Below are 25,809 nucleotides of genomic sequence, written 5' to 3'. Positions count from 1 at the left end.
CAAAACCGCCTTTTGCCACCGATCAGGAGGTCACCGGCAGTGTGCGGGCTCCGGCGGCGGGTCGCGGGCTAGCATCGCGGCGTGACTTACGCTGCCGCTGACGCCCGTTACGACTCGATGCCCTACCGCCGCTGCGGGCGCAGCGGCCTGAAGCTGCCCGCGATCTCGCTGGGGCTGTGGCACAACTTCGGGAACGACCGCCCGCTCACCGTCCAGCGCGACATCGTCCGGCGCGCCTTCGACCTCGGCATCACGCATTTCGACCTGGCCAACAACTACGGCCCGCCCTACGGCAGCGCCGAGGAGAACTTCGGCCGGCTGCTGGCCAGCGACCTGAAGCCGTACCGCGACGAGCTGGTCGTCTCCACCAAGGCCGGCTACGACATGTGGCCCGGCCCGTACGGCGAATGGGGTTCGCGGAAGTACCTGCTGGCCAGCCTCGACCAGTCGCTCGGGCGGATGGGCCTGGACTACGTCGACATCTTCTACTCGCACCGCTTCGACCCGGAGACGCCGCTGGAGGAGACCGTCGGCGCGCTCGACCGGGCGGTCCGGTCCGGCAAGGCGCTGTACGTCGGGATCTCGTCCTACAACTCCGCGCGGACCGCGGAAGCCGCGCGGTTGCTGCGCGAACTGGGCACGCCGCTGCTGATCCACCAGCCGTCGTATTCGATGTTCAACCGCTGGACCGAGACGGACGATCTGCTCGGGACGCTGGAGCAGGCCGGGGCCGGGTGCATCGCGTTCTCGCCGCTGGCGCAGGGCTTGCTGACCGACAAGTACCTTTCCGGGGTGCCCTCGGATTCTCGTGCGGCGCAAGGGAAATCGCTGAACCCGGACACGATCACCGAGGAGAAGCTCGCCAAGATCCGGGCGCTGGGCGAGATCGCGGCGCGGCGCGGGCAGACGCTGGCGCAGCTCGCGCTGGCGTGGGCGCTGCGGGATCCGCGGATGACGTCGCTGGTGATCGGGGCCAGCAGCGTGAAGCAGCTGGAGGACAACGTCGCCGCGCTGGACAACCTGTCGTTCACCGCGGAGGAGCTGGCCGAGATCGACCAGAACGCCACCGAAGAAGGCATCAACATCTGGAAGCGGTCTTCCGACGGATGACCCGGCACGGCCGGAGGCGAGGGCTACCCGAGCCTCCGGCCGAACTCGCCGTAGACCGTCTCCCCGGTCAGAAACGCTTGGTGCGCCAGCGCGATCCGCCGTGCCTTCGAGGGCCGCAATTGCGTTTGCGCGGCCTCGAGGTCAAGAAACTCGAACCGGCTCACCTCGTCCGTTGCCAGGCGGATGGCGCCGATCTGCTCGCGGCTCAGCACGCCGCCGTCGAAGACGAATTGCAGGCTGTCCCGCCAGACTCCGTGCGCAGGCAGCCAATCGACCACGAGGAGACGCCCCACCGGCACTTCGATGCCGAGTTCCTCGCGGACCTCCCGACGGCACGCCGCCAACGGTGATTCGCCGTCTTCGACCAAGCCGCCCGGGATTTCCAGGAACGGCTTGTAGGTCGGGCAGACGAACAGGATCCGGCCGTGTTCGTCTCGGACGAGCGCTCCCGCGGCCGCGTTCTTGCGCGGAAACCGTTCGGCGATGCCCGGGTTGAACTCGGCCTCCGGTTCGCCCTCGTCCCGAAGATCGCGCGCGAAAACCGCGTCGTCGCCGCAATGGCGGGCCCGGCTGTCAGTCATGATCAGCCGCGGGCCGCGCGGATCGTCTCCGCCGCCCACTCCGCCCAATCGCGTTCCATCGCCGCGTAGCGCTTGCCCCACTCCAGCGCGAGGCGGCCGTACAGCGACGGATCGCTGTCGTCCCAGTCCACCGACGCGTCGATCGCCGCCAGTTCGTCGACCAGTCCCTCGGCGAAAGCCCCGTGCCTGCGCAGGAATCCGCGGGCCTCCTCCGGCGTGACCTCGCCCAGGAAGTACACCCGCAGCAGCATCTCGTTCCGCCGCGCCGCCGGCGGCCGCTCTTCCAGCAGCCACTTGCGCAGTTCCGACCGGCCGGCGTCGGTGATCGCGTACTCCTTGCGGCCGCGCGGGCCTTCTGCGGAGACCTCGATCAGGTCCGCGCTCTCGAGCTTGCCCAGTTCCCCGTACAGCTGGCTCTGCGTGGCCGTCCAGACGCTCGACATCGCCGTTTCGAAGCGTTTCAGCAGGTCGTAGCCGCTGCCGGGGGCAGTGGCGAGCAGCCCCAGCACCGCGTGTCGCAAGGTCATGCGCTCACCCTACCTTCCACTATTGACATGTGCACGCCGGACGTTCTAGCTTTGACATGTCACCACAGGAACGTGAGCGAGGGGCACCGATGAACTACCTGAAGAGTTTCCTTCCGTGGATCGCCTTCGCGGTCGTGTCGACGCAGGCCGACTGGCGCTGGTCCGGGCTGACCGGGCTGGTGCTCGCGGGCGGACTGCTCCTGCTCGAACGCCGGCGCGGCAAGGGCTGGGACACGCTGGTCATCGAGGTCTCCGCGGTCGTTTTCTTCGCGGCGCTGTCGATCTGGTCCTTCAGCGACCCGGCCTCGCCGCTCCGGGATTACGTCGGCGCGCTCACCGATCTGTGGCTCGCGGCGACCGCCTGGGGGTCGGTCGCCGCGAAACGGCCGTTCACCCTGGGAATCGCGAAAACGATGGTCCCGCCGGAAATCGCCGCGACCGCGGTGTTCCGCCGCGTCAACGTCGTCATCACCGCGGTATGGGCGGCCAGCTTCACGGTCGCCGGAATCGCCGAAGCCGTCCTGCTGCATTACGCGCCGCACGACACCGTCGGCTTGGTCGTCATCAAGGTGCTCGGCTTCGCGATTCCGATCTCGTTCACCATCCGCTATCCGCGCATCGTCCGGGCCCGTGCCCAGAAAGCCGCGTGAATCCATGACCACCACCGATTTCCACCTCAAGGGCCACTACGCCCCGGTCCACGATGAACTCACCGCCTACGACCTGCCGGTCACCGGTGCGCTGCCGCCGGAACTCACCGGCTGGTATCTGCGCAACGGGCCGAATCCGCGCCAGGACAGCGCGCATTGGTTCACCGGCGACGGAATGGTGCACGGCGTGCGGCTGGAAAACGGCCGCGCCGCTTGGTATCGCAATCGCTGGGTGCGCACCGAAAGCTTCGATCTTCCGGATCCGGCGCTCTACAACGCCGACGGAACCCGGAATCTCCGGTGGAGCGTCGCCAACACCCACGTCGTCAACCACGCGGGACGCACGCTCGCGCTCGTGGAATCCTCGCTGCCGTACGAAATCACCACGGATCTCGACACTGTCGGCGTCTACGATTTCGGCGGCAAGCTGGCCGATGCGATGACCGCGCATCCCAAGATCTGCCCGGAAACCGGCGAACTGCATTTCTTCGGCTACGGCAGCATCACCGCCCCGCACGTGAGCTACTACCGTGCCGACGCCGCCGGGGAACTCGTGGTGCAGCAGCCGATCGACGTTCCCGGGCTGACGATGATGCACGACTTCGCGCTCACCCGGCGGCACGTGGTGTTCTTCGACCTCCCGGTGGTGTTCGACCACGCGACCGACGGCGGGATCCCGTACCGCTGGAGCGACACGTACGGCGCGCGGCTCGGCCTGCTCAGCCGCGACCGGCCGGAGGACGGCGTGCGCTGGTTCGAAATCGACCCGTGCTACGTCTTCCACACCCTCAACGCGCACGACACCGCCGACGGCCGGATCGTGGTGCACGTCGTGCGGTACGGGCATCTGTCCAAGCCGGACGTCCCGAATCCGAAGGGCGTGCTGTGGCGGTGGACGATCGACCCGCGCGCGGGCACCGTCGCCGAGGATCTGCTCGACGACCGAGACGGCGAGTTCCCCCGCATCGACGACCGGCTCGCCGGGCTCGACGCTCGCTTCGGCCACGTCACCGGATGGCACAGCCCGGAAGGCCCGCTCGTGCTGCGCCGGTACGACCTGCACACGAACGCGTCGCGCGAGCACCTGTTCCCGGAAGGGCACATCCCGGGCGAAGCGGTTTTCGTACCGGCGGACGACCGTCCGGACGGCGCGGGCTGGCTGCTCGCCTACGTCTACGACGGCCCCAACGACCGCAGCGATCTGGTCGTGCTCGACGCACAGGACCTCGAAGCCGATCCGGTCGCGACGGTCCACCTGCCCGGCCGCGTGCCCGCCGGGTTCCACGGCAACTGGCTGCCCGACGCCTGATCCGCCTCGATCAGCGGACGGCACACTCCGCGTGCCGTCCCCGGGTCTTGCCCGCCGAGCCCGTATCGTCGGGCAAGACCTCCCGCCTGCCCTCCCGAGCCGGAAGAAAAGAAACTTTCCTGCCAAAGCGGGGCGAATCCGGTTACCGTGGCAGGACGGAAGTCCGAACGGGAAGGAAACTCAGCAGGTGGCAGGGTCGGGTACACCACCGGTCGGCACCCCGGCCGGGATGCGCATGATCAACCAGCGGGCGGTGCTCGACCTGCTGCGCCGCGGCGGGCCCGCGACGCGGCCGCAGGTGGCGAAGGACACCGGGCTGTCGAAGCCCACGGTGAGCCAGGCGCTGCTGGCGCTGGAGGCCGCCGGGCTCGCCCGCGCGACCGGGCACACGTCCACCGGCACCGGCCGTTCGGCGGTGCTCTACGAGGCGGACCCGACCGCGGGGTACGTGCTGGGCCTGGACATCGGCCGCGAGCACATCCGGGTCGCGGTCGCCGACCTGGGCCGCACCACGGTCGCCCGGCGCGACGTGCGCAACACGGCCCGCTCCGGCAGCGCACTGATCTCCGCACTGGGCAAACTGGCCGCCGACATCGTGGCCGAGGCGGGCCTGACCAACGACGACATCGTGGTCCGCGTACTGGGCTCCCCCGGCGTCGCGGACCCGGTGAAACGCTGTTTCCGGCACGCCCCGAACTTGCCCGGCTGGGGCCGCCCGGGCTTGCTCGACGACCTGGAGCAGGTCCTGGGCCCGGAACTGGTGGTGGAAAACGACGCGAACCTCACCGCCGTCGGCGAATGGGAAAGCGGCGCCGCCCGCGGAGCATCGGTAGTCGGCTGCATCACCATCGGCACCGGCGTAGGCATGGGCCTGATGGTCGACGGCCGAGTCTTCCGGGGCGCCACCGGCGCCGCAGGCGAAATCGGCTACCTCCCCTACGGCCGCACCCGCGTCGCCGACGAACCAGCCGAACCACCCGCGCGCGGACACCTGGAAGAAGCCACCGCCGCACAGTCGGTAGTCCGCGGCGCACGAGAACTAGGCTTGGGCACAGCACGATCCGCCCGCGAAGTCTTCCGCCTAGCCCGCGAAGGCGACGAACTGGCCCAACGCGCAGTCTCCGCGGAAGCGGACCGCCTCGCCTACACAGTCGCTTCGGTAGCCGCAGTAATCGACCCAGAACTCATCGTCCTGGGCGGCGGCGTAGGAACGGCAGCAGACCTCCTGCTGGAACCCATCGACCGAGCACTCCGCGCCTTCACCCCCCTGACCACCACAGTGGTACAAGGCGAACTAGGCGACGACGGCGTACTAACCGGCGCAATCAGCGTCGGCTTACGCGCAGCGGAACGCCTGGTCTTCGACCGCCGAGTAGGCGCCGCCTAGCATTCCGCCGCAGCCACCGGGATGCCGCCCCAATGTGGCATTGGGTGCGTCAGACGCACCGAACGCCACATTGGGTGCATCCCACGCACCCAATGCCACATTGGGGCGCTAGCCCCCACCCAAACCGCAGCCGATGCACCCACGAGCGAGGCACCCAGCCCCTCCCCCGCACCCCGATACGAAGCCTCCCTGCGGGCGGTGGGTGCTTGTCAAGGCATCTTTCCCGCCTTGACAAGCACCCACCGCCCGTCAGCACAATCAAGCTTCGGGGTGCCCCACGCAACCAACGGGCCAATGTCGCCCCCAGGCGACGAGACCCACCCACCCCCAGGAACCCGCGAACAAAGCCGGAGACCGGTACCTTGCAGGCATGATCGGACTGCCCGACACCATCACCGCCTGCCTCTTCGACCTGGACGGCGTACTGACCGGGACGGCCGTGCTCCACCGCGAGGCGTGGAAACGGACGTTCGACGAATACCTCCGCACCCGCGACACCGCGAACTTCCAGGAATTCACCGACGCCGACTACGCCACCTACGTAGACGGCCGCCCGAGGGCCGACGGCGTCCGGGAATTCCTCCGCTCCCGCGGAATCGACCTCCCCGAAGGCACCCCGGACGACCCCGTCGACGCCCCGACCGTGAACGGCATCGGCAACCGCAAAAACGAGTTAGTCCTGAAGATCATCGACGAACGCGGCGTAAACCCCTACCCGGGCTCCGTCCGCTACCTCGAAGCCGCCAAGCAAGCCGGACTCAGGATCGCCGTAGTGACCTCCTCCGCGAACGGCGCGAAAGTCCTCGACGCAGCAGACCTGTCCCGCTTCGTGGAAGCCCGCGTAGACGGCCTGGTCATCCGCCGTGACCACCTCAAAGGCAAGCCCGCACCCGACTCGTTCCTCGCCGGCGCCAAGGAACTCGGCGTGGACCCGAAGCAGGCCGCGGTGTTCGAGGACGCACAATCCGGCGTCCAAGCAGGCAAAGCCGGCGGTTTCGGTTACGTCGTGGGCGTGAACCGGGAAAACCAGGCTGACGCCTTGCGCGCGCACGGCGCCGACGTCGTGGTGGAAGACCTCGCCGACCTGCTGGAGGACAAGTGACGGAATCCGGTTACGAATGCGCTCCGTGGGAGCTGCGCTGGCGCGGGCTCGACGTGGATGCGTTGCAGCGCACCGAATCCGCCTTCGCGGTGTCGAACGGACACATCGGACTGCGCGGCACGCTTGAGGAAGGCGAACCGCGCGGGCTGCCCGGTACGTACCTCAACGGCTTCTACGAACAGCACGAACTCCCTTACGCCGAGGGCGGTTACGGCTATCCGGAGGAAGGCCAGACCGTCGTCAACGTGACCGACGGCAAGATCATCCGGCTGCTGGTCGAGGACGAGCCGCTGGACATGCGCTACGGCATCGCGACCGCGCACGACCGTGTGCTCGATTTCCGCCGCGGCACGCTGCGGCGCGTCACCGAATGGTCCTCGCCCACCGGCCGGCGGGTGCGGGTGACCACCGAACGGCTGGTTTCCTTCACCCAGCGCGCAGTCGCCGCGATCCGCTACGAGGTCGAACCGCTGGACGAGGATTTGCAGCTCGTCGTGCAGTCCGACCTGCTGGCCAACGAGCCGGTCGAGTCCGACACGCACGATCCGCGCGTCGCCGCCGCGCTCGACGCGCCGCTGGTCGGCGAGTTCAGCCACGCCGCGGGCTACCAGGCCGTGCTGGTGCACCAGACCCGGATGTCCGGGCTGCGGGTCGCCGCCGCGATGGACCACAAAATCGAGGTGGACGACGGCCTGCGCACGCGCATCCACGCCGAGGAGGACCTCGCCCGGCTCACCGCCGCGGTCGACGTGCCCAAGGGCGGACGGCTGCGGGTCACCAAATTCCTCGCCTACGGGTGGTCCGCGCAACGCTCCGCACCGGCGTTGCGGGCGCAGGTCGAAGCCGCGCTCGCGGGCGCGAGGCAGACCGGCTGGAAGGGGCTCGCCGCCGAGCAGCGCCAGTTCCTGGACGATTTCTGGGCCACGTCGGACATCGAAATCGACGGCGACCCGGAACTCCAGCAGGCCGTCCGGTTCGCGCTCTTCCACCTGCTGCAGGCCGGTGCCCGCGGCGAAACCCGCGCTATCGCCGGAAAAGGCCTCACCGGACCGGGATACGACGGGCACGCGTTCTGGGACAGCGAGACTTTCGTGCTGCCGGTGCTGACGTACACGATGCCGGACGCCGCCCGCGACGCACTCGGCTGGCGACACTCCACAATAGACAAAGCCAAGGAACGCGCGACCCAGCTCGGGTTGCGCGGCGCGGCTTTCCCGTGGCGGTCCATCAACGGGGCCGAATGCTCCGCGTACTGGCCCGCCGGCACCGCCGCGTTCCACGTCAGCGCGGACATCGCCGATGCCGTCGTGCGCTATGTCAACGCCACCCAGGACGAGCATTTCGAGCGCACCTGCGGCGCGGAGCTGCTGCTGGAAACCGCGCGGCTGTGGGCGTCCCTCGGGCATTTCGACCACCACGGGCACTTCCGCATCGACGGCGTCACCGGGCCGGACGAGTACTCCGCGGTGGCGGACAACAACGTCTACACGAACCTGATGGCGCGCCGGAACCTGCTCGCCGCGGCTGAGGTGTGCCAGCGGCATCCGGACGTCGCCGAACAGTTCGAAGTGGACGCTCCGGAGATCGATTCCTGGCGCGCCGCGGCGGACGCGATGGCGCTGCCGTACGACCAGGAACTCGGCGTGCACCCGCAGTCGGAAGGCTTCCTGCAGCACGACGAGTGGGATTTCGCCGCCACCGACGAGGATTTCTACCCGCTGCTGCTGAACTACCCGTATTTTGACCTCTACCGCAAGCAGGTCGTCAAGCAGGCCGACCTCGTGCTCGCCCTGCACCTCTGCGGCGATTCGTTCAGCCCGGAGGAAAAAGCCCGCGACTTCGCCTACTACGAGGCACGGACGGTCCGCGACTCCTCGCTGTCCGCGGGCACGCAGGCCGTCATCGCCGCCGAGGTCGGGCACCTGCAGCTGGCGTACGACTACCTCGCCGAAGCCGCGCTGACCGACCTGCACGACGTGCACAACAACGTCCGCAACGGCCTGCACATGGCGTCGCTGGCCGGCGCCTGGCAAGCCGCGGTGGCCGGATTCGGCGGCTTCCGCGACTACGGCGGCCAGCTGTCGTTCGCGCCCCGCTTGCCGGACGAGCTCGGCGGCCTCACCTTCCGCCTCGCGTTCCGGGAAACGCGGTTCCAGGTGTCGATCCGTCCCGGCGCGGCGACGTACCGGGTGCTCAACGGCCCGCCGCTCGACCTGCTCCACCACGGAGAGCGGTTCACCGTGACCGAGGAGCCGGTGGAACTGCCGATCCCGAAGCTCGACCCGGGCCCCGCGCCGGTCCAGCCGATCGGCCGGGCCCCGGCGCGCCGGGACCCGTCGAAGGTGCGGCAGTTCGACCGGGCCTGACTCGTGCGCGGCAATCGCGGAGAGAACCGCGATTGCCGCTCACGACGGCGTTTCGTCCGTGCCCGGCACCCGCGGCACCTCGTCGGTCCGGGAAGGGCTCAGATCCGGCCCCGGCGCGTTCGCCACCTCGCCGGGCAGCTCGTCCGAGTCCGGCAGCTCGCGTTTGCGGCGCGCGGGGAACGGCGCTTCCTCGTCGTCGTCCTCGGACCGGTCGCGGGGATGGAATTCGCTGCGCGGGGTCATCTCTCCGGGATACCCGGTTTACCGCGCCCGCACCAGGGAGTTCACGCGGCCGGACGCGAGCGCTGCTTTCCGGTCGCGTCCGTGAGCTGGTCCAGCAGCGTCAGCAGGAGCCCGTCCCGGGTCGACCACGGGCAGATCGACAGGCTCCCGCCCGCGACCGTCAGCAGCGCCTCCGCGACGACCGCGCCGCCGAGCGCCTGCTGGGCCCGCTGCCGCGAAATCCCCGGCAGCTGCGCGCGCCGCGCGAACGGCATCGCCGACAGCCGCGGAATCCACGCGCGCACGTCGTCCAGGTGCAGCTCGCGAGCCTTGCCCGGACGGTCGCCCGCCAGCCGCGCCAGCTGCCGCAGCACCTTCGAGCAGCCGACCACCCGGTGTTCGGCCAGCTCGTCCTTCACGTCGCCCAGTGCGGCGGAGACTTCCTCCAGCACGTGGTCACGCAGCGCACGCACTTGCTTGCTGCGCACCGGCGGTTCGGCGGGCAGCCAATCGCGCGTAACCGACCGGGCGCCCAGCGGCAGCGACCGTGCGAACGTGGCCTGCTCGCCCGCTCCCGCGGACAGCTCGACCGTGCCGCCGCCGATGTCGAGCGCCAGCAGCGGGCCGCCGGACGCGCCGTACCAGCGGCGCGCGCCGACGTAGGTCAGTTCCGCCTCGCGGCGGCCGGAGAGGAACCGCAGTTCGACCCCGGTCTCACGAGCGACCTCGCGGACCGCGTCGCGGGAGTTGACCGCGTCCCGGATCGACGACGTGGCCAGCGGAAACACGTCTTCGACGCCGTGCTCGCGGGCGAATTCCATCCCGTTCGAGACGGCCTTGGCGATGGCGGCGATGCCGCACTTGCTGAGCCGTCCGTCGTCGTCCAGTTCGCGGTCCAGCCGCAGCCGGGTCTGGTGCGTCAAGGCCGGGTCGATCGGGGATCCGCCGGGTTCGAGCACGACAAGCCGGGCGCTGAACGACCCGACGTCCAGCACCGCAGCAGCGGGTCCTTCGATTCTGCGCACAGCCCGGCCTACCTCGCTTTCGCCCCGCCCGGATTCCCCGTTGAACCCGTTCTTACTCCCGAATTCGCGTCCCGCGCGGGGAGTTGACGGCATTTCGACGGCGGCATCGACCTGAGGTGCGGTTTTTTCACACTCTCAGTAGCCCGCATCATAGCGGACCTACCCGAGCAGCTCCTTCAGCTTGGCGACGGCGGCCACTCGCGCCTCGCGTCCGGGCTGCAGCGGGTTGACCGCCAGGGTCGTCGCGCCGGCCTCCTTGAACGCCGCCAGCCGCTCCTTCACATACCCCGCCGGACCGACCAGCGACGTGGCGCGCAGCAGCTCCGTCGGGACCGCCGCGGCGGCTTCTTCCTTCTTGCCGTCGAGGTAGAGGTCCTGGATCTGCTTGGCCTCGGCCTCATAGCCGTAGTTGCAGGCCAGCGTGTTGTAGAAGTTCTTGCCGCGCGCGCCCATCCCGCCGATGTACAGCGCGAACACCGGGCGCACCCAGTCGAGCAGGTGGTCGACGTCGTCGCCGATGGCCAGCGGCGGAGCGGCGAACACGTCCAGCTCGCCCAGCTGCGGGTCGCGCTTGGCCTTGCCCTCGGCGAGCGAAGCGCCCCAGACGTCGGCGGCCTTCTCCGGGTGGAAGAAGATCGGCTGCCAGCCTTCGGCGACCTCGGCGGCGAGCGCGACGTTCTTCGGCCCGAGCGCGGCGAGCACGACCGGGATCCGCTCGCGCACCGGGTGGTTGATCAGCTTGAGCGGCTTGCCGAGCCCGGTGCCCTGGTCCGCGGGCAGCGGGATCGTGTAGTGCTTGCCGTCGTGCACGACGCGCTCGCGCTTCCACACCTGGCGGCAGATCTCGATGATCTCGCGGGTGCGGCCGATCGGCGCGTCGTACTTCACGCCGTGGAAACCCTCGATGACCTGCGGTCCGGACGCGCCGAGGCCGAGAGTGAACCGGCCGTCGGACACGAAGTCCAGCCCGGCCGCGGTCATCGCGGTGAGGCTCGGCGTGCGGGTGTAGATCTGGAAGATGCCCGACATCAGTCCGACGCGCTCGGTCTTCGCGGCGAGGAAGCCGAGCTGGCTCACCGCGTCGAAGCTGTAGGCCTCGGGGACGAACACGATGTCGAGCCCGACCCGTTCCAGCTCCACGATGTCCGCGACGCTTTCGGCGAACCCGCCCGAGTAGCTGACGCCGGTGCCGATCCTCATCGATCCCTCATTCCCGTGCCGGTCGACTGTGACTAAGCGTTTGCTCATTATGCGGCCGCCCGGGTGACGACGCTACGGCGTGGGTCACACCACAGCGGGCGCCACCGTCCCGCGCACCTCGCCGAACCCGATCCGCGCACCGCCTGGACCTGGGGCGGAAGCGGTGATGACGACCTCGTCGCCGTCCTCCAGGAACGTCCTGGTCTCCTCGCCGACCGCGAGCGGTTCGCGCCCGCCCCAGCTCAGCTCCAGCAGCGAGCCGCGCTGGTCCTTCGCCGGGCCGGTGACCGTGCCGGACGCGTACAGGTCGCCGGTGCGCAGGCTCGCGCCGTTGACGGTGAGGTGCGCGAACTGCTGCGCGCCCGTCCAGTATTGCGTGGCGAACGGCGGACTGGACACGAGCCGTCCGTTGATCCGGATTTCCAGCGTCAGGTCCAGGCTCCACGGCTCGGCCGCGCGCAGGTATTCGAACGGCTCCGGGTCCTGCGCGGGCTGCGGCACGCGGGCGTGCTTCAGCGCGGCCAGCGGAACCAGCCACGGCGACATCGACGTGGCGAACGATTTGCCGAGGAACGGCCCGAGCGGCTGCGATTCCCAGCCCTGCAGATCGCGCGCCGACCAGTCGTTGACCAGGCAGACACCGAAGACGTGGCGGGGGAACTCGTCGATCGGCACCGGCGCGCCCAGCTCCGATCCCACGCCGACGACGAAGCCGACCTCCGCCTCGAAGTCGAGCCGCTTGGCCGCGCCGAACGACGGTTGCGTCGCCTTGCGCGGTTTCCGTTGCCCGGCCGGGCGGATCACCGGCGTGCCGGACGCGACGACGGTGCCCGCGCGGCCGTGGTAGCCGATCGGCAGGTGTTTCCAGTTCGCCGGCACCAGATCGTCGCCGCCGGTGAAGATCCGGCTGGCGTTGATCGCGTGCTGTTCGCTGGAGTAGAAGTCGACGTAATCCGCGACCTCTACTGGCAGATGGCTCGTGATTTCGTTGCGGGGCACCAGATGCGGCCGGATCCGGTCGGCGTGCCGCGGTTCGGAGAGCCATTCGCGGACCCGCGCCCGCACATCGGCCCAGATGTCCGGGCCGGCGGCGAGCAGCGGGTTCAGCACGCCCGCGCCGAGCAGGCGGCCGAAGGACTCCCCCTCGGCCGCCGCGGTCAGGTCGAGCACCTGGTCCCCGACCGCGACGCCGGCCCGGCGGGTCCGCTCGCCGTGCGAGAAGACGCCGTAGGGCAGGTTGTCGAGGCCGAAGAGGGTGTCGGCCGGAAGGTCGAGCCAGGTCACGCGGACGCCTCCGCGATCCACGCGCCGACCACGGTGTCCAAAGCGGACAGCGGGAGAATCCCGTTGCCCAGGATCACGTCGTGGAACGCGCGGATGTCGAACCGGTCGCCCAGCGCCCGTTCGGCCTCGGCGCGGACGCGCTGGATTTCCAGCCGCCCCACCATGTAGCTGAGCGCCTGGCCCGGATTCGCGACGTACCGGTCGATCTCCGCCTCGATCTCCATCTTCGCCATCGGCGTGTGCTCGACCAGGTAGTCGACCGCCTGCTGCCGGGTCCAGCCCAGCGCGTGCAGACCGGTGTCGACGACGAGCCGCCCGGCCCGCATCGAGTCCTGGGCGAGCATGCCGAAGCGGGCGACGTCGTCGGAGTACAGGCCCATCTCGTCGGCGAGGCGCTCCGCGTACAGGCCCCAGCCCTCGATGTAGGCGTTGAACGGCGCGATCCGGCGCAGCAGCGGCAGATCGGTGAGTTCCTGCGCGAACGTGAGCTGGAAGTGGTGCCCGGGAACGGCCTCGTGGAACGCGATCCCCTCGCTGGTGAACCGCGGCCGCGAACTCGCCTCGTAAGTGTTCGCGTAGTACGTGCCGGGCCGGGAACCGTCGAACGCGGCCTGGAGGTAGTAGGCGATGGTGCCGCTCGCCGCGTCCGCCTCCGGGACCGGCTCGACCGCGCACTTCGCGTCCGGCACCCGGGAGAACCATTGCGGCGCAACGGTTTCCGCCCGGGCGATCGCGGTGCGAGCGCCTTCCAGCAGTTCCTCGCCGTCGCGCCAGCGCAGCTCCGGGTCGGTGCGGAGGCGGTCGAAGATTTCCCGCAGCTCTCCGGTGCCGAACACGCGGGAGCCCAGTTCGCGGTACTCCTCGGCCAGTTTCTCGCCCAGCCGCAGCCCGGTGTCGTGCAGTTCCTGCGCGGTGCGGTCCGTGGTGGTGTGCGCGCGGATCAGGCCCTGGTACTTCTCCAGCCCGCCCGGCAGGTGGCTGATGCCCGGCTGGCTGTCCGTCTTCGAAACCGGCAGCACGTCCTCGGCGAGGAAGTCGCGGTAGCGGCGGTACGCGGGCCGCACGACCTCGGCGAGCAGCCGGTCGCACTCCGCCGCGAAGCCCTCGACCTCGACCGACGGCGTGACGCGGAACGGGTCGCCGTCCTCGTTCGCGAGGTACCGCTCGACGTACTCGATCCCGATGCGCACCAGGAAGTCCGGCGGCGCGAACCCGTCCGCGACGGTCGTCCGCTGCGCCTCGATCACCGCGTCCAGATAGCCGCCGATCGCCGCCAGCCGGGTGAGGTAGTCGCGTGCCTTGTCCGCGTCGTCCGGGGCCAGCGCGGGAAGGATGGTCATGAGGTTCAGCGCGGGCGAGCTGAACCCGTCGCTCACCGCGAAGCCGGACAGCCGCGAGTCGATCGTGTCGATCGCGCCGCGGGCGTGCGTGCGCACCACCTCGCGAGTGATGACCTCGGACGGAGTCAGCCCGGCCGGGTCGATCGCGTCGGCGCGTTCGGCGATCGCGGCGTACTTGGCCCGGTCGCGCTCGGCCGCGGCGAGGCTCGGGTCGGCGAGCTTCGTGTGGTCGCCGGGGAGGCCGAGGACGGTGCGCTCCAGCGGTTCCCGCTCGAAGTCCAGTTCGACCAGCTCGTCCGCCAGACCGACGACGGTGTCGCCGTAGCCCGCGGCCCATTCGGTGACAACGGCGTCCAGCACCGACAGGGGCAGGGAGCCGCCGGAGAGGACCGTGTCGTGGAAGGCCTTGACGTCGAAGCGGCTGCCGAGCCGCTGTTCGGCCTGCTTGCGCAACCGCTCGATCTCCAGCCGCCCCACCAGGTACGCGAGCGCCTGGCCCGGGTAGCCGAGGTACCGGTCGACCTCCGATTCGATCTCGACCTGCGCCATCGGCGTGTGCTCCAGCAGGTAGTCGACCGCCTGCTGCCGGCTCCAGCCCAGCGCGTGCAGGCCGGTGTCGACGACCAGCCGGCCGGCCCGCATGGACTCCATCGTCAGCATGCCGAGCAGCGACACGTCGTCGGAGTACAGGCCCATCTCGTCGGCGAGGCGCTCGGTGTAGAGGCCCCAGCCCTCGGCGTACGCGGTGAAGTTGCCGATGCGGCGCAGCAGCGGCAGGTCGGCGAGGTCGAGCGCGGTGCTGAGCTGGAAGTGGTGGCCCGGGATCGCCTCGTGGAACGCGATGACCTCGGCGGTGTGCCGGAACCGCTCGGTGGCCTGGTGGGTGTTCGCGAAGTAGACGCCCGGCCGGGACCCGTCCGCGGCGGGCGGCATGTAGTACGCCGGGGGCGCGCCGGGCGCGGAGTCCTCCGGCACCGCCTCGACGGTCCACGGGTGCTCCGGGATCTTGCCGAACCAGTTCGGCGCCTCGGCCGCGGCGCGGGAGATGGCCGTGCGGGCGGTTTCGAGGAGGTCCTCGGCGCTCGTCCAGCGGAGCTTCGGGTCGGTGCGCAGCCGCTCGAAGATCTCAGGCAGCTCGCGCGTGCCGAACACGCGCTCGCCGAGCGCCTGGTACTGCTCGACCTGGCCGGCGATCACCGCGAGGCCGGTGTCGTGCAGCTCCTGCGGGGTGCGGTCGCTGGTGGTGTGGGTGCGGGCGAGACGGGCGTAGATCTCGTCGCCGCCGGGAAGCCAGGAGACGCCTGCCTTGTCGTCCGGACGGCCGTGCGGGAGGACCTCGGCCTCGAGGAAGTCGCGGTACTCGCGGAAGCCGGGCCGGGCGACGTCTTCGAGGATCTGCCTGCGGCGCGCGGCGAACTCGTCGTCCGGGGCGGGCTGGCGCAGCAGCGGGTCGTTCTCGGGCTCGGCGAGGTAGCGGTCGAGGTGCGCGATCGCGGCCTTGACCAGGCGTTCGATCGGCAGCAGCCCGGCGGCGATGCCGTCGCGGTGCCGTTGCGCGACGGCGCGGAGGTACTCCGGGATCTCGCGGAGCCTGCCGAGATGCACCTCGGCGGTTTCCGCGGTGACGGTGACCATCGGCAGCGCGGACAGCAGCCCGGAAGCGGGCCCGACGAACAGGTCGGTGACGGTGAAGTCGACGACCCGGCTGTCCATCCGGTCGAGGGTGCCGTCGACGGAGCTGAGCAGGACGTCGCGGGTGACGCGGTCGACGTCGTCGAGCCCGGCCGGGTCGACCGCCTCGGCCCGCTCCCGGATCCCGGCGAGCTTCCCGCGCAGCGCCGCCTCCGCCGCGGCCGACGGATCGCCGAGCCCCGGCGCGTCCGGCCGGATGCCGAGAATGGCGGCGTCGAGCGGCTCGTGGTCGAACGACACCTCGACGAGTTCGTCGGCGAGATCGGAAACGACGGTCATCGGCGTGGACCCCCAGGGTAGGCGGAGCGAGTGCTGCTCCCGACCCTAATCGAGACAGGGGCGCCGACGCCCGTGTCCTCGGCGGCCGGTCCCTCGGCAGGCCGTATCGGCGTGCCGGGGCGTGGAACTCGCGCGGTCCCGCCCGCCTTTCCGAGACGCGCCGATCGGCGGTGGCGCGGTGGCGCGGTGGCGCGGCAGGCCGTACCGGCGTGCCAGGGCGTCGAACTCGCGCGGTCGCGCCCGCCCCGGGACGCGCCGATCGCCGAGGTCGCGGTGGCGCGGGGCACGCCGGGCGCGTGGTGCGGCCGGGCCGGGCGGGCGAGGCGGTAGCGTTGCCGGAGTGGCCGTGACCGATCCCGCCGACATCCGCCTGCTCGCCGCGCTCGCCGAGCTGGGCAAGGGGGCTGTGCACGAGCTGGCGGCGAAGGTCGGGATGGACCCGAGGGAGGTCGCGTACCGGCTGGTCGCGCTGTCCGGGAGCGGATTGCCGCTGCTGGTCGGGGTCGAAAGCGACCCGAACGGCCTCCGCGCGGCGATTTCCGGGGCTCCGGCTTCGTGGCAGCGTCCCCCGGGCGGCTATCCGGGCGGGCCCGGGTCGGTGCCGTTCCCCGCTGCGGGCGGACCGAACGCGGGGCCCGGGACGGCGGGACAGAACCTGGGCGGGATGCCCGGGGCTGCTGGACCTAACCAGGGCGGAATGCCAGGGGCTGCCGGGCCCAACCAGGGCGGGATGCCCGGGCCCAACCAGGGCGGTATGCCGGGGCCGATGACGTCCGGCCAGGGTGCGGCGCCAGGCGCCGGCCCGGCGTCGGCGGGAGTCCCCGTGCGAGGCGGGGCGGCGGGAATGCCGGGCGCGCAGGGCTCCGGTCCGCATCCGCCCGGGCCGAACGGGATCCCCGATTCCGCCGGGATGCCGGGGCACTCCGGACCGCATCCGCCGGGACAGCACGGCATGCCCGGCCCGGGAACCTCCGGTGCCTACCCGCCAGGGCAAACCGGGATCCCCGCGGGTCCGGGGCAGCACGGCATGCCCGGCCCGGGGACTTCCGCCGCGTACCCGCCCGGGCAGACCGGCCTACCGGCGACCGGGCCAGGTCCGGGCGTGTCCGGCGCGTACGCCCCCGGACCGGCCGGGATTTCCGGCGCGTATCCCCCGGGACCGAACGGAATTCCCGGCGGGCCGGGGGTATCGGGTGCCTATCCCCCGGGATCAAACGGGATCCCCGCCGGGCCGGGGGTGTCCGGCGCGTACTCCCCCGGGCAAACCGGGATGCCGCACCAGGTTCCCGTCGGCGCGAATGTCCACAATGGACCCTCCGGGCCGTACCCTGCTCCGGACCCGGTCGTCAGCACGTGGGGCGTCCCGCAGACCGCTTCCTGGGCCCGCGGCGACGAACCCCGGCCCGCCGCGGCGCCTGCCAAGCAGGGGCGGATCGGCGAGACGATGCAGTCGCAGGGGCTCGAAGGGGAACAGCTTTCCGTGCAGCTGCTGGAGGTCCAGGATCCCGCCGACTTCCTCTTCGGCGCGGCGGGCTACCGGCTCGAGGACGGCGAGCGCGCGGTCGTCGTGCACACCGAGATCACCAATCGCGGGCCGATCCCGTTCGCGTCGCTGCCCGACAACTATCTCGAGCTCGTCACCGACAGCGGCGAGACGGTCGCGAAGGCCCCGGTTTCGCTGACGTCCCGGCCGCCGCACAAGATCGGCGTGCAGCCGGGCGAGACGCTCGGCGGGCACACCGTCTACGTGCTCCCCACCGCGACCCGCGTCGTCTCGGTGCGCTGGAGCCCGCGGCCCGAGCCGGACGAGCGCACCCTGACCTGGGCCGTCGACTAGTTCCCGTCGCGCAGGATCTCCAGCGCACTGGCCAGATCGTCGGGGTACTCCGCCTCGAACTCGACCCACCGGCCGTCCGCGGGGTGTGCGAAACCGAGCGTCCGCGCGTGCAGCCACTGGCGCGTCAGGCCGAGTTTCCGGGCCAGCACCGGGTCCGCCCCGTAGGTCAGGTCGCCCGCGCACGGGTGGCGCAGCGCGGAGAAGTGCACGCGGATCTGGTGCGTACGCCCGGTTTCCAGCTTCACGTGCGCCAGCGACGCCGCCCGGAACGCCTCGACCACCTCGTAGTGCGTGACGCTCGGCCGTCCGCCCGCGACGACGGCGAACTTGTAGTCGTGCCGCGGATGGCGGTCGATCGGGGCGTCGATGGTGCCGCGCGTCGGGTCCGGGTGGCCCTGCACGACGGCGTGATAGCCCTTGTCGACGGTCCGTTCCTTGAACGCCCGCTTCAGCACGGTGTACGCGTGCTCGCTCTTCGCCACCACCATCACCCCGGTGGTGCCCGCGTCGAGCCGGTGCACGACGCCCTGTCGTTCGGCCGCGCCGGAGGTCGAGATGCGCAGCCCGGACGCGGCGAGTCCGCCGACGACCGTCGGACCGGTCCAGCCCGGGCTGGGGTGCACGGCGACGCCGACCGGTTTCGAAATCACCACGATGTCGTCGTCATCGTGCAGGATCTTCATGCCTTCGACTGGCTCCGCGACGATTTCCGCCGCACGTTCCGGTTCCGGCAGCGTCACCTCGAGCAGCCCGCCCGCGGACAGCCGGTCCGATTTGCCCGCCGGACGGCCGTCGAGGAGGACGTCGCCCGCCGCGGCGAGGTCCGCGACCGCGGTGCGGGACAGGCCGAGCAGTTTGGCGAGCCCGGCGTCGACGCGCATCCCGTCGAGCCCGTCGGGGACGGGCAGCATGCGCGCGCTCACTCGGAGTCCTTCTTCTTGCCGCGGGTGGAGGTGCCGTCGTAGTCCTTGCCGAGCAGGGACAGCAGCACGATCAGCGCGCCGCCGACGCAGATCGCGGAGTCGGCGATGTTGAAGATCGCGAAACCCTGGCCGTTGGGCGCGAACGCGGAGATGAAGTCGACGACGTGGCCGCGCAGCGGTCCGGGCTCGCGGAAGAACCGGTCGGTCAGGTTGCCGAGCGCGCCGGCGAGCACGAGCCCGAGGCCGATCGCCCAGCCGACCGAGCGCAGCCTGCGCGAGATCCACACGATCGCGATCACGACGCCGATCGCGACCAGCGCGAGCACCCACGTCATGCCGGTCGCCATCGAGAACGCGGCGCCCGGGTTGCGGATGACCTGCAGGTAGATCAGCCCGCCGAGGATCGGCTTGGGCTCCTTGCCCTCGAGGTTCGCGACCACGAGGTTCTTCGTGATCAGGTCGATCGCCCACAGCAGCGCCGCGACCGCGAACACCACCCAGACCCGCCGCTTGGGCAGCGGCGCGCCGTCCCCGGCGGCCTCCTGCTCAGGCGGTTCCGCAGACGGCTCGACCTCGGACTCGGACGGCGAAGGATCGGTGCTCACACCCCCATTGTCCACAACCGCGCCCGAGCAGGTCACAGCGGCCGAATTCAGTCGCCCCGGAGGCCCCTCGCCCGCCATCATCGCTGCCATGCCCGCCGAGATCCCCGCCCCCGCCGCGGCCGCGGCCTGGATCGCCCTCGACCTCTCCCCCACGAGCGACCTCCCCCTCTGGGCCGCCCACTGGCTGGCCGACGGCGAGGACGGCGAGCACCTGCGTCACCTGGCGGGGCTGTCCCGCAGCGAACCGCGGGAAATCCACGACGTGCAGGAGGCCGCGCTAGCGGACTGCCGCACGCCCATTCCTGCGGTGGCCGACGCAGCTGAAGCCGCGTTCACTCATCTGGCCCGGCTGTTCCTCAACGGCCATCTCAGCGAACGCGGCCTGCTGAACGACCTGCACGCGGACTGTGTTTGATGGCGTCGGCTCCGCCGCCGCGGCGGGATCGCCCTTAAGCCGACGTTTGGGCTGAGCGACGCGAGGGGCCTTCGGCCTGTCACGCCGCTCAGCCCAAACGTCGGCGCGATCCCGCGTTGTGGTCACGTTTCCTGTCGCGCCAGTCCCAGCACCCGCCCCGTCAGGCGCAGAACGGCGGCAGCTCCCGCGGGTCCCCGACCGGTGCCCACCGCCCGTCCACCTTCGCGTACTCCCAGCGGGCTCCCCGGGCGACGATCCGCCGCAGCGCCAGCACCAAGCGGTCGACGTGTTCCTCGGTGCTCCCCAGCCCGAGGCTCACCCGGACCGCCTGCTGGCCTTCGCTTCCGGCTTCCCTGATCAGCCGCCGGGCCGCCACGTGCGCGCAGAACGCCCCGTCCCGCACGCCGATTCCGTACTCGGCCGAGAGCACCGCGGCCAGCCACCCGGGCTCGAACCCGTCGACCACGAAGCTCACCGTGCCGACCCGGTCCACCGGCGCGTCGAAGAACCGCAGCTCGGCGAAACCCGGCAGGCTCTCAAGCCCCTTGCGCAACCGATCCAGCAACGCGGCCTCGTGCGAACCCACAGCATCCCACTGAGCCGCCAGCTGCTCGCAAGCCACCCCGAGCGCATACACGCCAACGGTATTCGGCGACCCGGCCTCGTGCCGCTCCTCGCCGCTGTTCCACACCACGGCTTCCTCGGTCACCAGCTTCGTAGCGCCACCACCGGCCAGGTACGGCTCGGCCGCCCGCAACCAGTCGCTGCGCCCGATCAGCGCACCGGCCCCGAAGGGCGCGTACAGCTTGTGCCCGGACAGCGCGACATAGTCAACATCCAGCTCCCGCAACGAAATCTGCCGGTGCGGAGCGAGCTGCGCGGCGTCGAGGGCCACCCGGGCGCCGTGTTTCCGGGCCACCGCAGCGATCTCGGCCACCGGCAGCAGCTCGCCGGTCACATTGGACGCACCGGCGACGACCACCAACCGCGGCCCCTGCGGGCATTCCGCGAGCGCTTCGTCCACAACGGACACTGCGGCGAGCCGGGTCCGCGGCAGCTGCACGCGCCGGACGTTCGGGCCGCGCCACGGCAGCAAGGCCGCGTGGTGCTCGCTGTCGAAAACCACCACGGAAGTCTTGCGCGGCAACGCTTTCGCCAGCAGGTTGAACGCGTCAGTGGTGTTGCGGGTGAAGATCACCGAGTCGCCGTTGCGCGCGTCCACGAACCGGCGCAGCACGTCGCGCGTCCGCTCGTAAAGCCGCGTCGAGACCTGCGAAGCGAAGCCCGCGCCGCGGTGCACGCTGGCGTACCAGGGAAGGAACTCGTCGACCGCCGAACGCACCGCGTCCAGACACGGCGCGCTCGCCGCGTGGTCGAGGTTGGCGTAGCCGATGTCGCCGCCGGTGACCAGCGGGACCCGCAGCGTCGCACCGGCGACAGCGGGAACGGCAGCGGCAACAGTTTCCGTGGACCGGTCGAGTGCGAGAGTCATGACGGCGCCTCCTCGGCGTTCCGGGGGACCCCCGGCGAGGGGCCCGCGCTTGCCCGCCGCACTGCGCGACCGGCCTGGTCCTCACCCGGGGCACCCCACCGCGGTAGGAGGGTTGCCGGCCAGCAAGCCGGGGCTTCGCGCTGGCACTCATGACCTGGAACCGAAGATAGCGGACGACCCCCGGGAGAAACCAGACCCGTCTCGTGATCTGAGACGGCAGTCACAGGGTGCGTCCACAAAGGACAGAAGATCAGGCTCCGGATTCCCCGTGCCAGCGCGCGAGGCGGCCGGCCCGGTCGACGGCCCGGATGCGCCGTTCGGTCGCGTCGCGGTCAGCGGCGGTCGTGACCACCAGAAGCTGGTCCTCGACCTGCAAGCGGCTCGTTTTCTGCGGGGTGAAGCCCGTCCCGCCGCGCACCACGAGGCTGACCGTCGCCCCGGCGGGCAGCCGCAGCTCCGACAGGTACACGCCGTGCAGCTTCGACCCCTTCTGGATGCGCACCTGCAGCAGTTCGGCGCCGAGCTCGTCGAGCGGGGCGGCGTCGACCTCGATCTCGTGCGCCTGCGTCGCCTTCGCCAGCCCGAGGATCCGCGCGAGCGGGCTGAGCGTCGCGCCCTGCAGCACGGTGAGCACGATGACGAGCACGAAAACCGCGTCCACGAGCCGTTGCGCACCGGGCACGCCCTCGGACAGCGGGATCATCGCGAGCACGATCGGCACCGCACCGCGCAGCCCCGCCCAGGACAGGAACGCCTGATCCCGCCACGGCAAACGGAACGGCAGCAGCGACAGGACCACCGACAGCGGCCGGGCGAGCAGCAGCACCACCGCGCCCGCGACCAGGCCGGGGATGAGCGTTTCGAGCAGCCGGGTCGGCGACGCGAACAGGCCGAGCAAGACGAACAGCCCGATCTGCGCGAGCCAGCCGAGCCCTTCGGCGAACGACAGGGTGTCCGACCGGTGCGGGAGCTTGGAATTCCCCAGCACCAGGCCGGCGACGTAGGTGGCGAGCAGGCCGGACGCGTGCGCCAGCTGACCCGAGGAGTACGCGAGCACGCACACCGCGACCGTGGCGAGCGGGTAGAGGCCGGTCGCCGGGAGCGCTGCCCGGCGCAGCGCCTGCGCGCCCAGCCAGCCGAACGCGAGGCCGAGCACGAGGCCGGTGAGCAGTTCGTAGACCACCAGCAGCGGCAGCGACCAGTCGACCGCCTCGCCGGACGCGAGCACGACGACCGCGATGTAGGCGGGCGCGTCGTTGATGCCGGATTCCAGTTCCAGCGCGCCGACGAGCCGTTTCCCGACCCCGGCCGTGCGCAGCACGGAGAACACCGCCGCCGCGTCGGTGGACGCGAGAACCGCGCCCCACAGCAGAGCGAGCCGCCAGTCGAGGCCGAGCAGCCAGTGCAATGCCGCGCCGGTGACCGCGATGCTGATCACCACGGCCACTGTGGACAGCAGGATTCCGGGCCCCAGCGAGGGTTTCACCGCGGACCAGCGCGTGGTGAGCCCGCCCTCGGTGAGGATCAGGACGAGCGCGGCGAGCCCGAGGGACTGGGTGAGCGCCGGATTGTCGAAGCGGATGCCGAACCCGGCTTCGCCGAGCACGACGCCGATCCCGAGATACAGCAGCAGCGACGGGAATCCGAGCCGGATGGACACCCGCACCGCGACGACCGAGACGACGAGAACCAGCGCTCCGACGCCCAGCACCAGGGGAAGCTCGTTCACCCTCCGCCTCCCTCCCGGTCGCCCGCAGGCGTCCAGAATAGTGAGGCAGTGTCCGGTTCCCGAGCGCGCACCACCGGTCCGGGGGACCTCGCCGGTGTGTTACGAAGCCTCGGCGGCACTCACCGTCGCGAGATCGACACCGAGCGCGGCGAACGGCCCCCGCGCGCCCGGCAGGACGCGGACCGCGCGCTGCTGGTCCCGCGTCAGCCATCCCGCTTCGACCGCCCGCTCCAGCACCGCCGCCGGAACCGCGCCGGCGAGGTGCTCCCGCCGCTCTGTCCAATCCAGACAGTCGCGCAACAGCGGCCGCCGCGGCCGATCCGGCACCGCGACACCGAGATCGGCCAGCACGTCGCGTCCGGAGTCGGTGAGCGCGAGCCCGTCCGACACGTCGATCAGGCCCCGCTCGACCATCCCGTCCCGCAAGGCGACGCCGAGGGTCCCGGCGAGATGGTCGTAGCAACTGCGCGCGAACGACAAACGCTGCACCCGCAACGAAGTCCGGAGCCCGGACGGCCGTTTCAGTTCGGCATGCTGCGCCAGATGCTCGATCAGCTCCGCGACCCGCGGATTCGCGAGCCGCACGTACGCGTGCCGCCCCTGCTTCACCCGGGCGACGAACCCGGCCTCGGCCAGCCGCGTCACGTGCTCGCTGGCCGTCGACACCGCGATCCGCGCCGCGGCGGCCAGTTCGCCGACCGTCCAGGCCCGGCCGTCGAGCAGGGCGAGACACATGGTCGCGCGGCTCGGGTCGGCGAGCACGGCGGCGACCTCGGCCAATGCGACGGTTTCCATGTGCCCACGGTAGAGCGGGGACGCTTCGGCCGCGGCCGAAGTGAGGTTTCTCGGCAGCCGCGGCGTGCGTCCTGGTTGCCGCGATGCGCGGCAACCAGCACCGGCCGGATCACGCCCATCGGACCGGGACAGCTTCACGCATCTCGCTCGCGGAGCTGGCGCGGTTGCGAGGTCCGTGAAGGGCTCCTTGAGGGAATCAGATTCCTTCAAGGAGCCCTTCACGGACTTTCAACGGGAGAGGAACCCGCCGCACACCCGCGCTGCTGAGTCCCTACAGCGCGTCGAGGAACTTGGCGCCCAGCGAGACGGCCGGTTTGGAGTCGTTGGCTCCCTCCAGGAACACCGCGAACGCCAGGTCGCCGCGGTAGCCGACGAACCAGCCGTGTGCCTCCGCGCCGTCGCCGAACTGCGCGGTGCCGGTCTTGCCGAACACCGGGCCGGAGTGTGCCAGGCCGGTCGCTGTGCCGCCGGTGACGACCTCGCGCATCATCCCGCGCAGCGCCGCCAGGACCGGGCCGGACGGCGGGTGGTAGCCGGTGTTGACCTTGGTGCCGTCCTCCCACAGCCGCGGCACGACCGCGCGCCCGGACGCCGCGGTCGCCGCCATCACCGCCGCGCCCATCGGGCTGACCTGCACCTTTCCCTGGCCGATGCCGTCCTCGACCTGTTCGTCCGCGTTCGCCGCCGGGTCGACGCGGCCCATCTCGGTGGACAGGCCCTCGATCGAGAAGTCGGCGTTGAGGCCGAACTGGGTGGCCGCCTTCGCGAGCCCGTCGGCGGGCAGCTGCGACGCGAGCCGGGCGAACGTGGTGTTGCAGGACTTCGCGAACGCCTTGTGCACGGTCGTCGTGCCGAGGTCGAACCCCTCGTTGGAGAGCGTGCGGGTGCCGATCCGGTCGGTCAGCGGGCACGGAACTGTGGAATCCGGCGTGACGATCCCGGCCTCCAGTGCCGCGGTCGCGGTGACGATCTTGAACGTCGACCCCGGCGCGTACTGGCCGCTGAACGCCGACGCGGCGTTGGTGACGCTGGCGTTCTGCGCCACCGCGAGCAAGTCGCCGGAGGACGGCTGGATGGCGACCAGGACAGCCTTGCCGTGATACCCGTCGACGGCGGCCTGAGCCGCGTTCTGCGTCGCGACGCTGAGCCCGGTGGCGGCCGGTTTGTGGTCTCCTTCGGGGTTCCCGAACAGCGCTTCGAGGTTCTTGCCCGAGGCGTCCACGCGCTCGACCGCGAACGCTTCGGACGACTGCCCGTGCCCGGTGAGCGCAGAACGGAGCAGCGGGAACGCCTTGTCGTCAGCCAGCTTCAGTCCCCCGCCGCCGGAGACGACGAGCGGTTTGCCGTCGCGGTCGACGACCGCCGGGACATCCGAGGACGCGATCGCCAGCCGCTGCCCCGCTTCCAGCTTGGGGTGCAGCACCGTCGGAGCCCAGTGGACCCGCCACTTGCCCTGCGCCTGGACGAGCCCGAGGCTGCCGGTGTACGTCCAGACGTGGCCCGACCCGAGGTTCCAGGTGATCGTGTAGCCGGCGGTGGCCTTGTCGCCCTGCGCCGCGCCGACGTCGCCGAGCTTCGCGGTCAGTTCCTTGGGCTTGAGCGTCGCCCACGCGTCCTGCAGTGCGGTAGAGGCGTCCATCGGAGCGTCGGTGGCTTTGCTGGCGGCGTCGGCGTCCTTCCCCGCGAAAGCGAGCAGGTATGTGCGGGCCGCCGACGTCGGGTCGCTCGGCTCCGCGGCCGTCGAGGCCGGCTCCGTGCCTGGTGAGGCCGCTGTCGTTCCGCTGCCGTTGAGCAGCACGACCGCGGCCACGACGATCGCGACCACGACCAGCGCGCCCCCGATCAGCACGCCCTTCTTCCCGGCAGGACTCACCGTCGCCTCCCCCTCGCCCACGCGGTCCGCCCGCGTCCGTGGCTCAGCTTGCCCATCGCATCGCGG

At 71.0% G+C, this 25,809-nt stretch carries 21 protein-coding genes and 1 riboswitch; of the genes, 8 read left to right on the top strand and 13 right to left on the bottom strand.

Annotated features, from left to right (window positions below; translation table 11 throughout):
- The first annotated feature begins 81 nt into the window (after positions 1–81).
- Positions 82–1,110, top strand: a complete 1,029-nt coding sequence (mgrA, locus tag FKO37_RS20645; protein WP_308196536.1) for an L-glyceraldehyde 3-phosphate reductase — start codon at positions 82–84, stop codon at positions 1,108–1,110.
- Positions 1,111–1,133: 23 nt separating this feature from the next.
- On the opposite strand, the gene FKO37_RS20640 is transcribed toward mgrA, so the two are convergent.
- Positions 1,134–1,691: an NUDIX hydrolase gene (locus FKO37_RS20640; protein WP_238605467.1), complete on the bottom strand. Its 558-nt coding sequence runs from the start codon at positions 1,689–1,691 to the stop codon at positions 1,134–1,136.
- Positions 1,692–1,693: 2 nt separating this feature from the next.
- Positions 1,694–2,218, bottom strand: coding sequence for a PadR family transcriptional regulator (locus tag FKO37_RS20635; RefSeq protein ID WP_107051028.1), 525 nt, complete (start codon positions 2,216–2,218; stop codon positions 1,694–1,696).
- An 89-nt stretch (positions 2,219–2,307) separates the two neighbouring features.
- Between FKO37_RS20635 and FKO37_RS20630 the strand changes: the two genes are divergently transcribed.
- The 5 genes from FKO37_RS20630 (at position 2,308) to FKO37_RS20610 (ending at position 9,032) form a co-directional block, all read left to right on the top strand.
- A complete protein-coding gene (locus tag FKO37_RS20630) occupies positions 2,308–2,868 on the top strand; it encodes a hypothetical protein (protein WP_037812383.1) in 561 nt (186 codons plus the stop codon).
- Between the two features lie 4 nt (positions 2,869–2,872).
- Entirely contained in the window at positions 2,873–4,177 is a 1,305-nt protein-coding gene (locus FKO37_RS20625; RefSeq protein WP_134670145.1) for a carotenoid oxygenase family protein, read from the top strand.
- A 229-nt stretch (positions 4,178–4,406) separates the two neighbouring features.
- Positions 4,407–5,564: an ROK family protein gene (locus FKO37_RS20620; protein WP_199817639.1), complete on the top strand. Its 1,158-nt coding sequence runs from the start codon at positions 4,407–4,409 to the stop codon at positions 5,562–5,564.
- Between the two features lie 370 nt (positions 5,565–5,934).
- Positions 5,935–6,666 (top strand): HAD family phosphatase, encoded by a 732-nt coding sequence (locus FKO37_RS20615; RefSeq protein ID WP_238605466.1) that lies wholly within the window; start codon positions 5,935–5,937, stop codon positions 6,664–6,666.
- Positions 6,663–9,032 (top strand): glycoside hydrolase family 65 protein, encoded by a 2,370-nt coding sequence (locus tag FKO37_RS20610; protein ID WP_043838518.1) that lies wholly within the window; start codon positions 6,663–6,665, stop codon positions 9,030–9,032. The genes FKO37_RS20615 and FKO37_RS20610 overlap by 4 nt, the downstream gene beginning before the upstream one ends.
- Positions 9,033–9,071: 39 nt before the next feature.
- Here FKO37_RS20610 and FKO37_RS20605 read toward each other — a convergent pair whose 3' ends face one another.
- From FKO37_RS20605 to FKO37_RS20585, 5 genes are all read right to left on the bottom strand, one after another.
- Positions 9,072–9,275, bottom strand: coding sequence for a hypothetical protein (locus FKO37_RS20605; protein WP_238605465.1), 204 nt, complete (start codon positions 9,273–9,275; stop codon positions 9,072–9,074).
- 41 nt (positions 9,276–9,316) lie between these two features.
- Positions 9,317–10,279 (bottom strand): Ppx/GppA phosphatase family protein, encoded by a 963-nt coding sequence (locus FKO37_RS20600; protein ID WP_037812394.1) that lies wholly within the window; start codon positions 10,277–10,279, stop codon positions 9,317–9,319.
- Positions 10,280–10,438: 159 nt separating this feature from the next.
- Positions 10,439–11,479, bottom strand: a complete 1,041-nt coding sequence (locus tag FKO37_RS20595; protein WP_037812396.1) for an LLM class F420-dependent oxidoreductase — start codon at positions 11,477–11,479, stop codon at positions 10,439–10,441.
- Positions 11,480–11,563: 84 nt separating this feature from the next.
- A complete protein-coding gene (gene fahA / locus FKO37_RS20590) occupies positions 11,564–12,763 on the bottom strand; it encodes a fumarylacetoacetase (protein WP_051728905.1) in 1,200 nt (399 codons plus the stop codon).
- Positions 12,760–16,074 (bottom strand): DUF885 family protein, encoded by a 3,315-nt coding sequence (locus FKO37_RS20585; protein ID WP_037812399.1) that lies wholly within the window; start codon positions 16,072–16,074, stop codon positions 12,760–12,762. The genes fahA and FKO37_RS20585 overlap by 4 nt, the downstream gene beginning before the upstream one ends.
- A 340-nt stretch (positions 16,075–16,414) precedes the next feature.
- Between FKO37_RS20585 and FKO37_RS47785 the strand changes: the two genes are divergently transcribed.
- Complete coding sequence (locus FKO37_RS47785) at positions 16,415–17,911, top strand: AsnC family protein (protein WP_374204361.1); 1,497 nt, start codon at positions 16,415–16,417, stop codon at positions 17,909–17,911.
- Here the strand turns inward: FKO37_RS47785 and FKO37_RS20570 are convergent.
- Both FKO37_RS20570 and lspA read right to left on the bottom strand, forming a co-directional pair.
- A complete protein-coding gene (locus FKO37_RS20570) occupies positions 17,908–18,834 on the bottom strand; it encodes an RluA family pseudouridine synthase (RefSeq protein WP_107051029.1) in 927 nt (308 codons plus the stop codon). The two genes, FKO37_RS47785 and FKO37_RS20570, sit on opposite strands and share 4 nt — an antisense overlap.
- Positions 18,831–19,439: a signal peptidase II gene (gene lspA / locus FKO37_RS20565; RefSeq protein ID WP_134670196.1), complete on the bottom strand. Its 609-nt coding sequence runs from the start codon at positions 19,437–19,439 to the stop codon at positions 18,831–18,833. The genes FKO37_RS20570 and lspA overlap by 4 nt, the downstream gene beginning before the upstream one ends.
- 88 nt (positions 19,440–19,527) lie before the next feature.
- Between lspA and FKO37_RS20560 the strand changes: the two genes are divergently transcribed.
- Entirely contained in the window at positions 19,528–19,854 is a 327-nt protein-coding gene (locus FKO37_RS20560) for a hypothetical protein (protein WP_238605464.1), read from the top strand.
- A gap of 160 nt (positions 19,855–20,014) precedes the next feature.
- Here FKO37_RS20560 and FKO37_RS20555 read toward each other — a convergent pair whose 3' ends face one another.
- From FKO37_RS20555 to FKO37_RS20540, 4 genes are all read right to left on the bottom strand, one after another.
- Complete coding sequence (locus FKO37_RS20555) at positions 20,015–21,346, bottom strand: aminotransferase class V-fold PLP-dependent enzyme (protein WP_238605463.1); 1,332 nt, start codon at positions 21,344–21,346, stop codon at positions 20,015–20,017.
- Positions 21,347–21,386: 40 nt separating this feature from the next.
- A riboswitch (SAM riboswitch) is annotated at positions 21,387–21,501 on the bottom strand.
- A 95-nt stretch (positions 21,502–21,596) separates the two neighbouring features.
- Positions 21,597–23,075 carry a potassium/proton antiporter gene (locus FKO37_RS20550; RefSeq protein WP_037812405.1) on the bottom strand — a complete coding sequence of 493 codons (1,479 nt, stop codon included), beginning with the start codon at positions 23,073–23,075 and terminating at the stop codon, positions 21,597–21,599.
- Positions 23,076–23,174: 99 nt separating this feature from the next.
- Complete coding sequence (locus FKO37_RS20545; RefSeq protein ID WP_238605462.1) at positions 23,175–23,870, bottom strand: helix-turn-helix transcriptional regulator; 696 nt, start codon at positions 23,868–23,870, stop codon at positions 23,175–23,177.
- A gap of 271 nt (positions 23,871–24,141) precedes the next feature.
- A complete protein-coding gene (locus FKO37_RS20540) occupies positions 24,142–25,743 on the bottom strand; it encodes a penicillin-binding transpeptidase domain-containing protein (RefSeq protein ID WP_238605461.1) in 1,602 nt (533 codons plus the stop codon).
- Positions 25,744–25,809 lie beyond the last annotated feature (66 nt).

The sequence above is a fragment of the Amycolatopsis sp. Poz14 genome, from assembly GCF_006704225.1.
In the GTDB taxonomy this organism is placed as follows: Bacteria; Actinomycetota; Actinomycetes; order Mycobacteriales; family Pseudonocardiaceae; genus Amycolatopsis; species Amycolatopsis nivea.
This window is presented reverse-complemented; position numbering and strand designations above follow the sequence as displayed.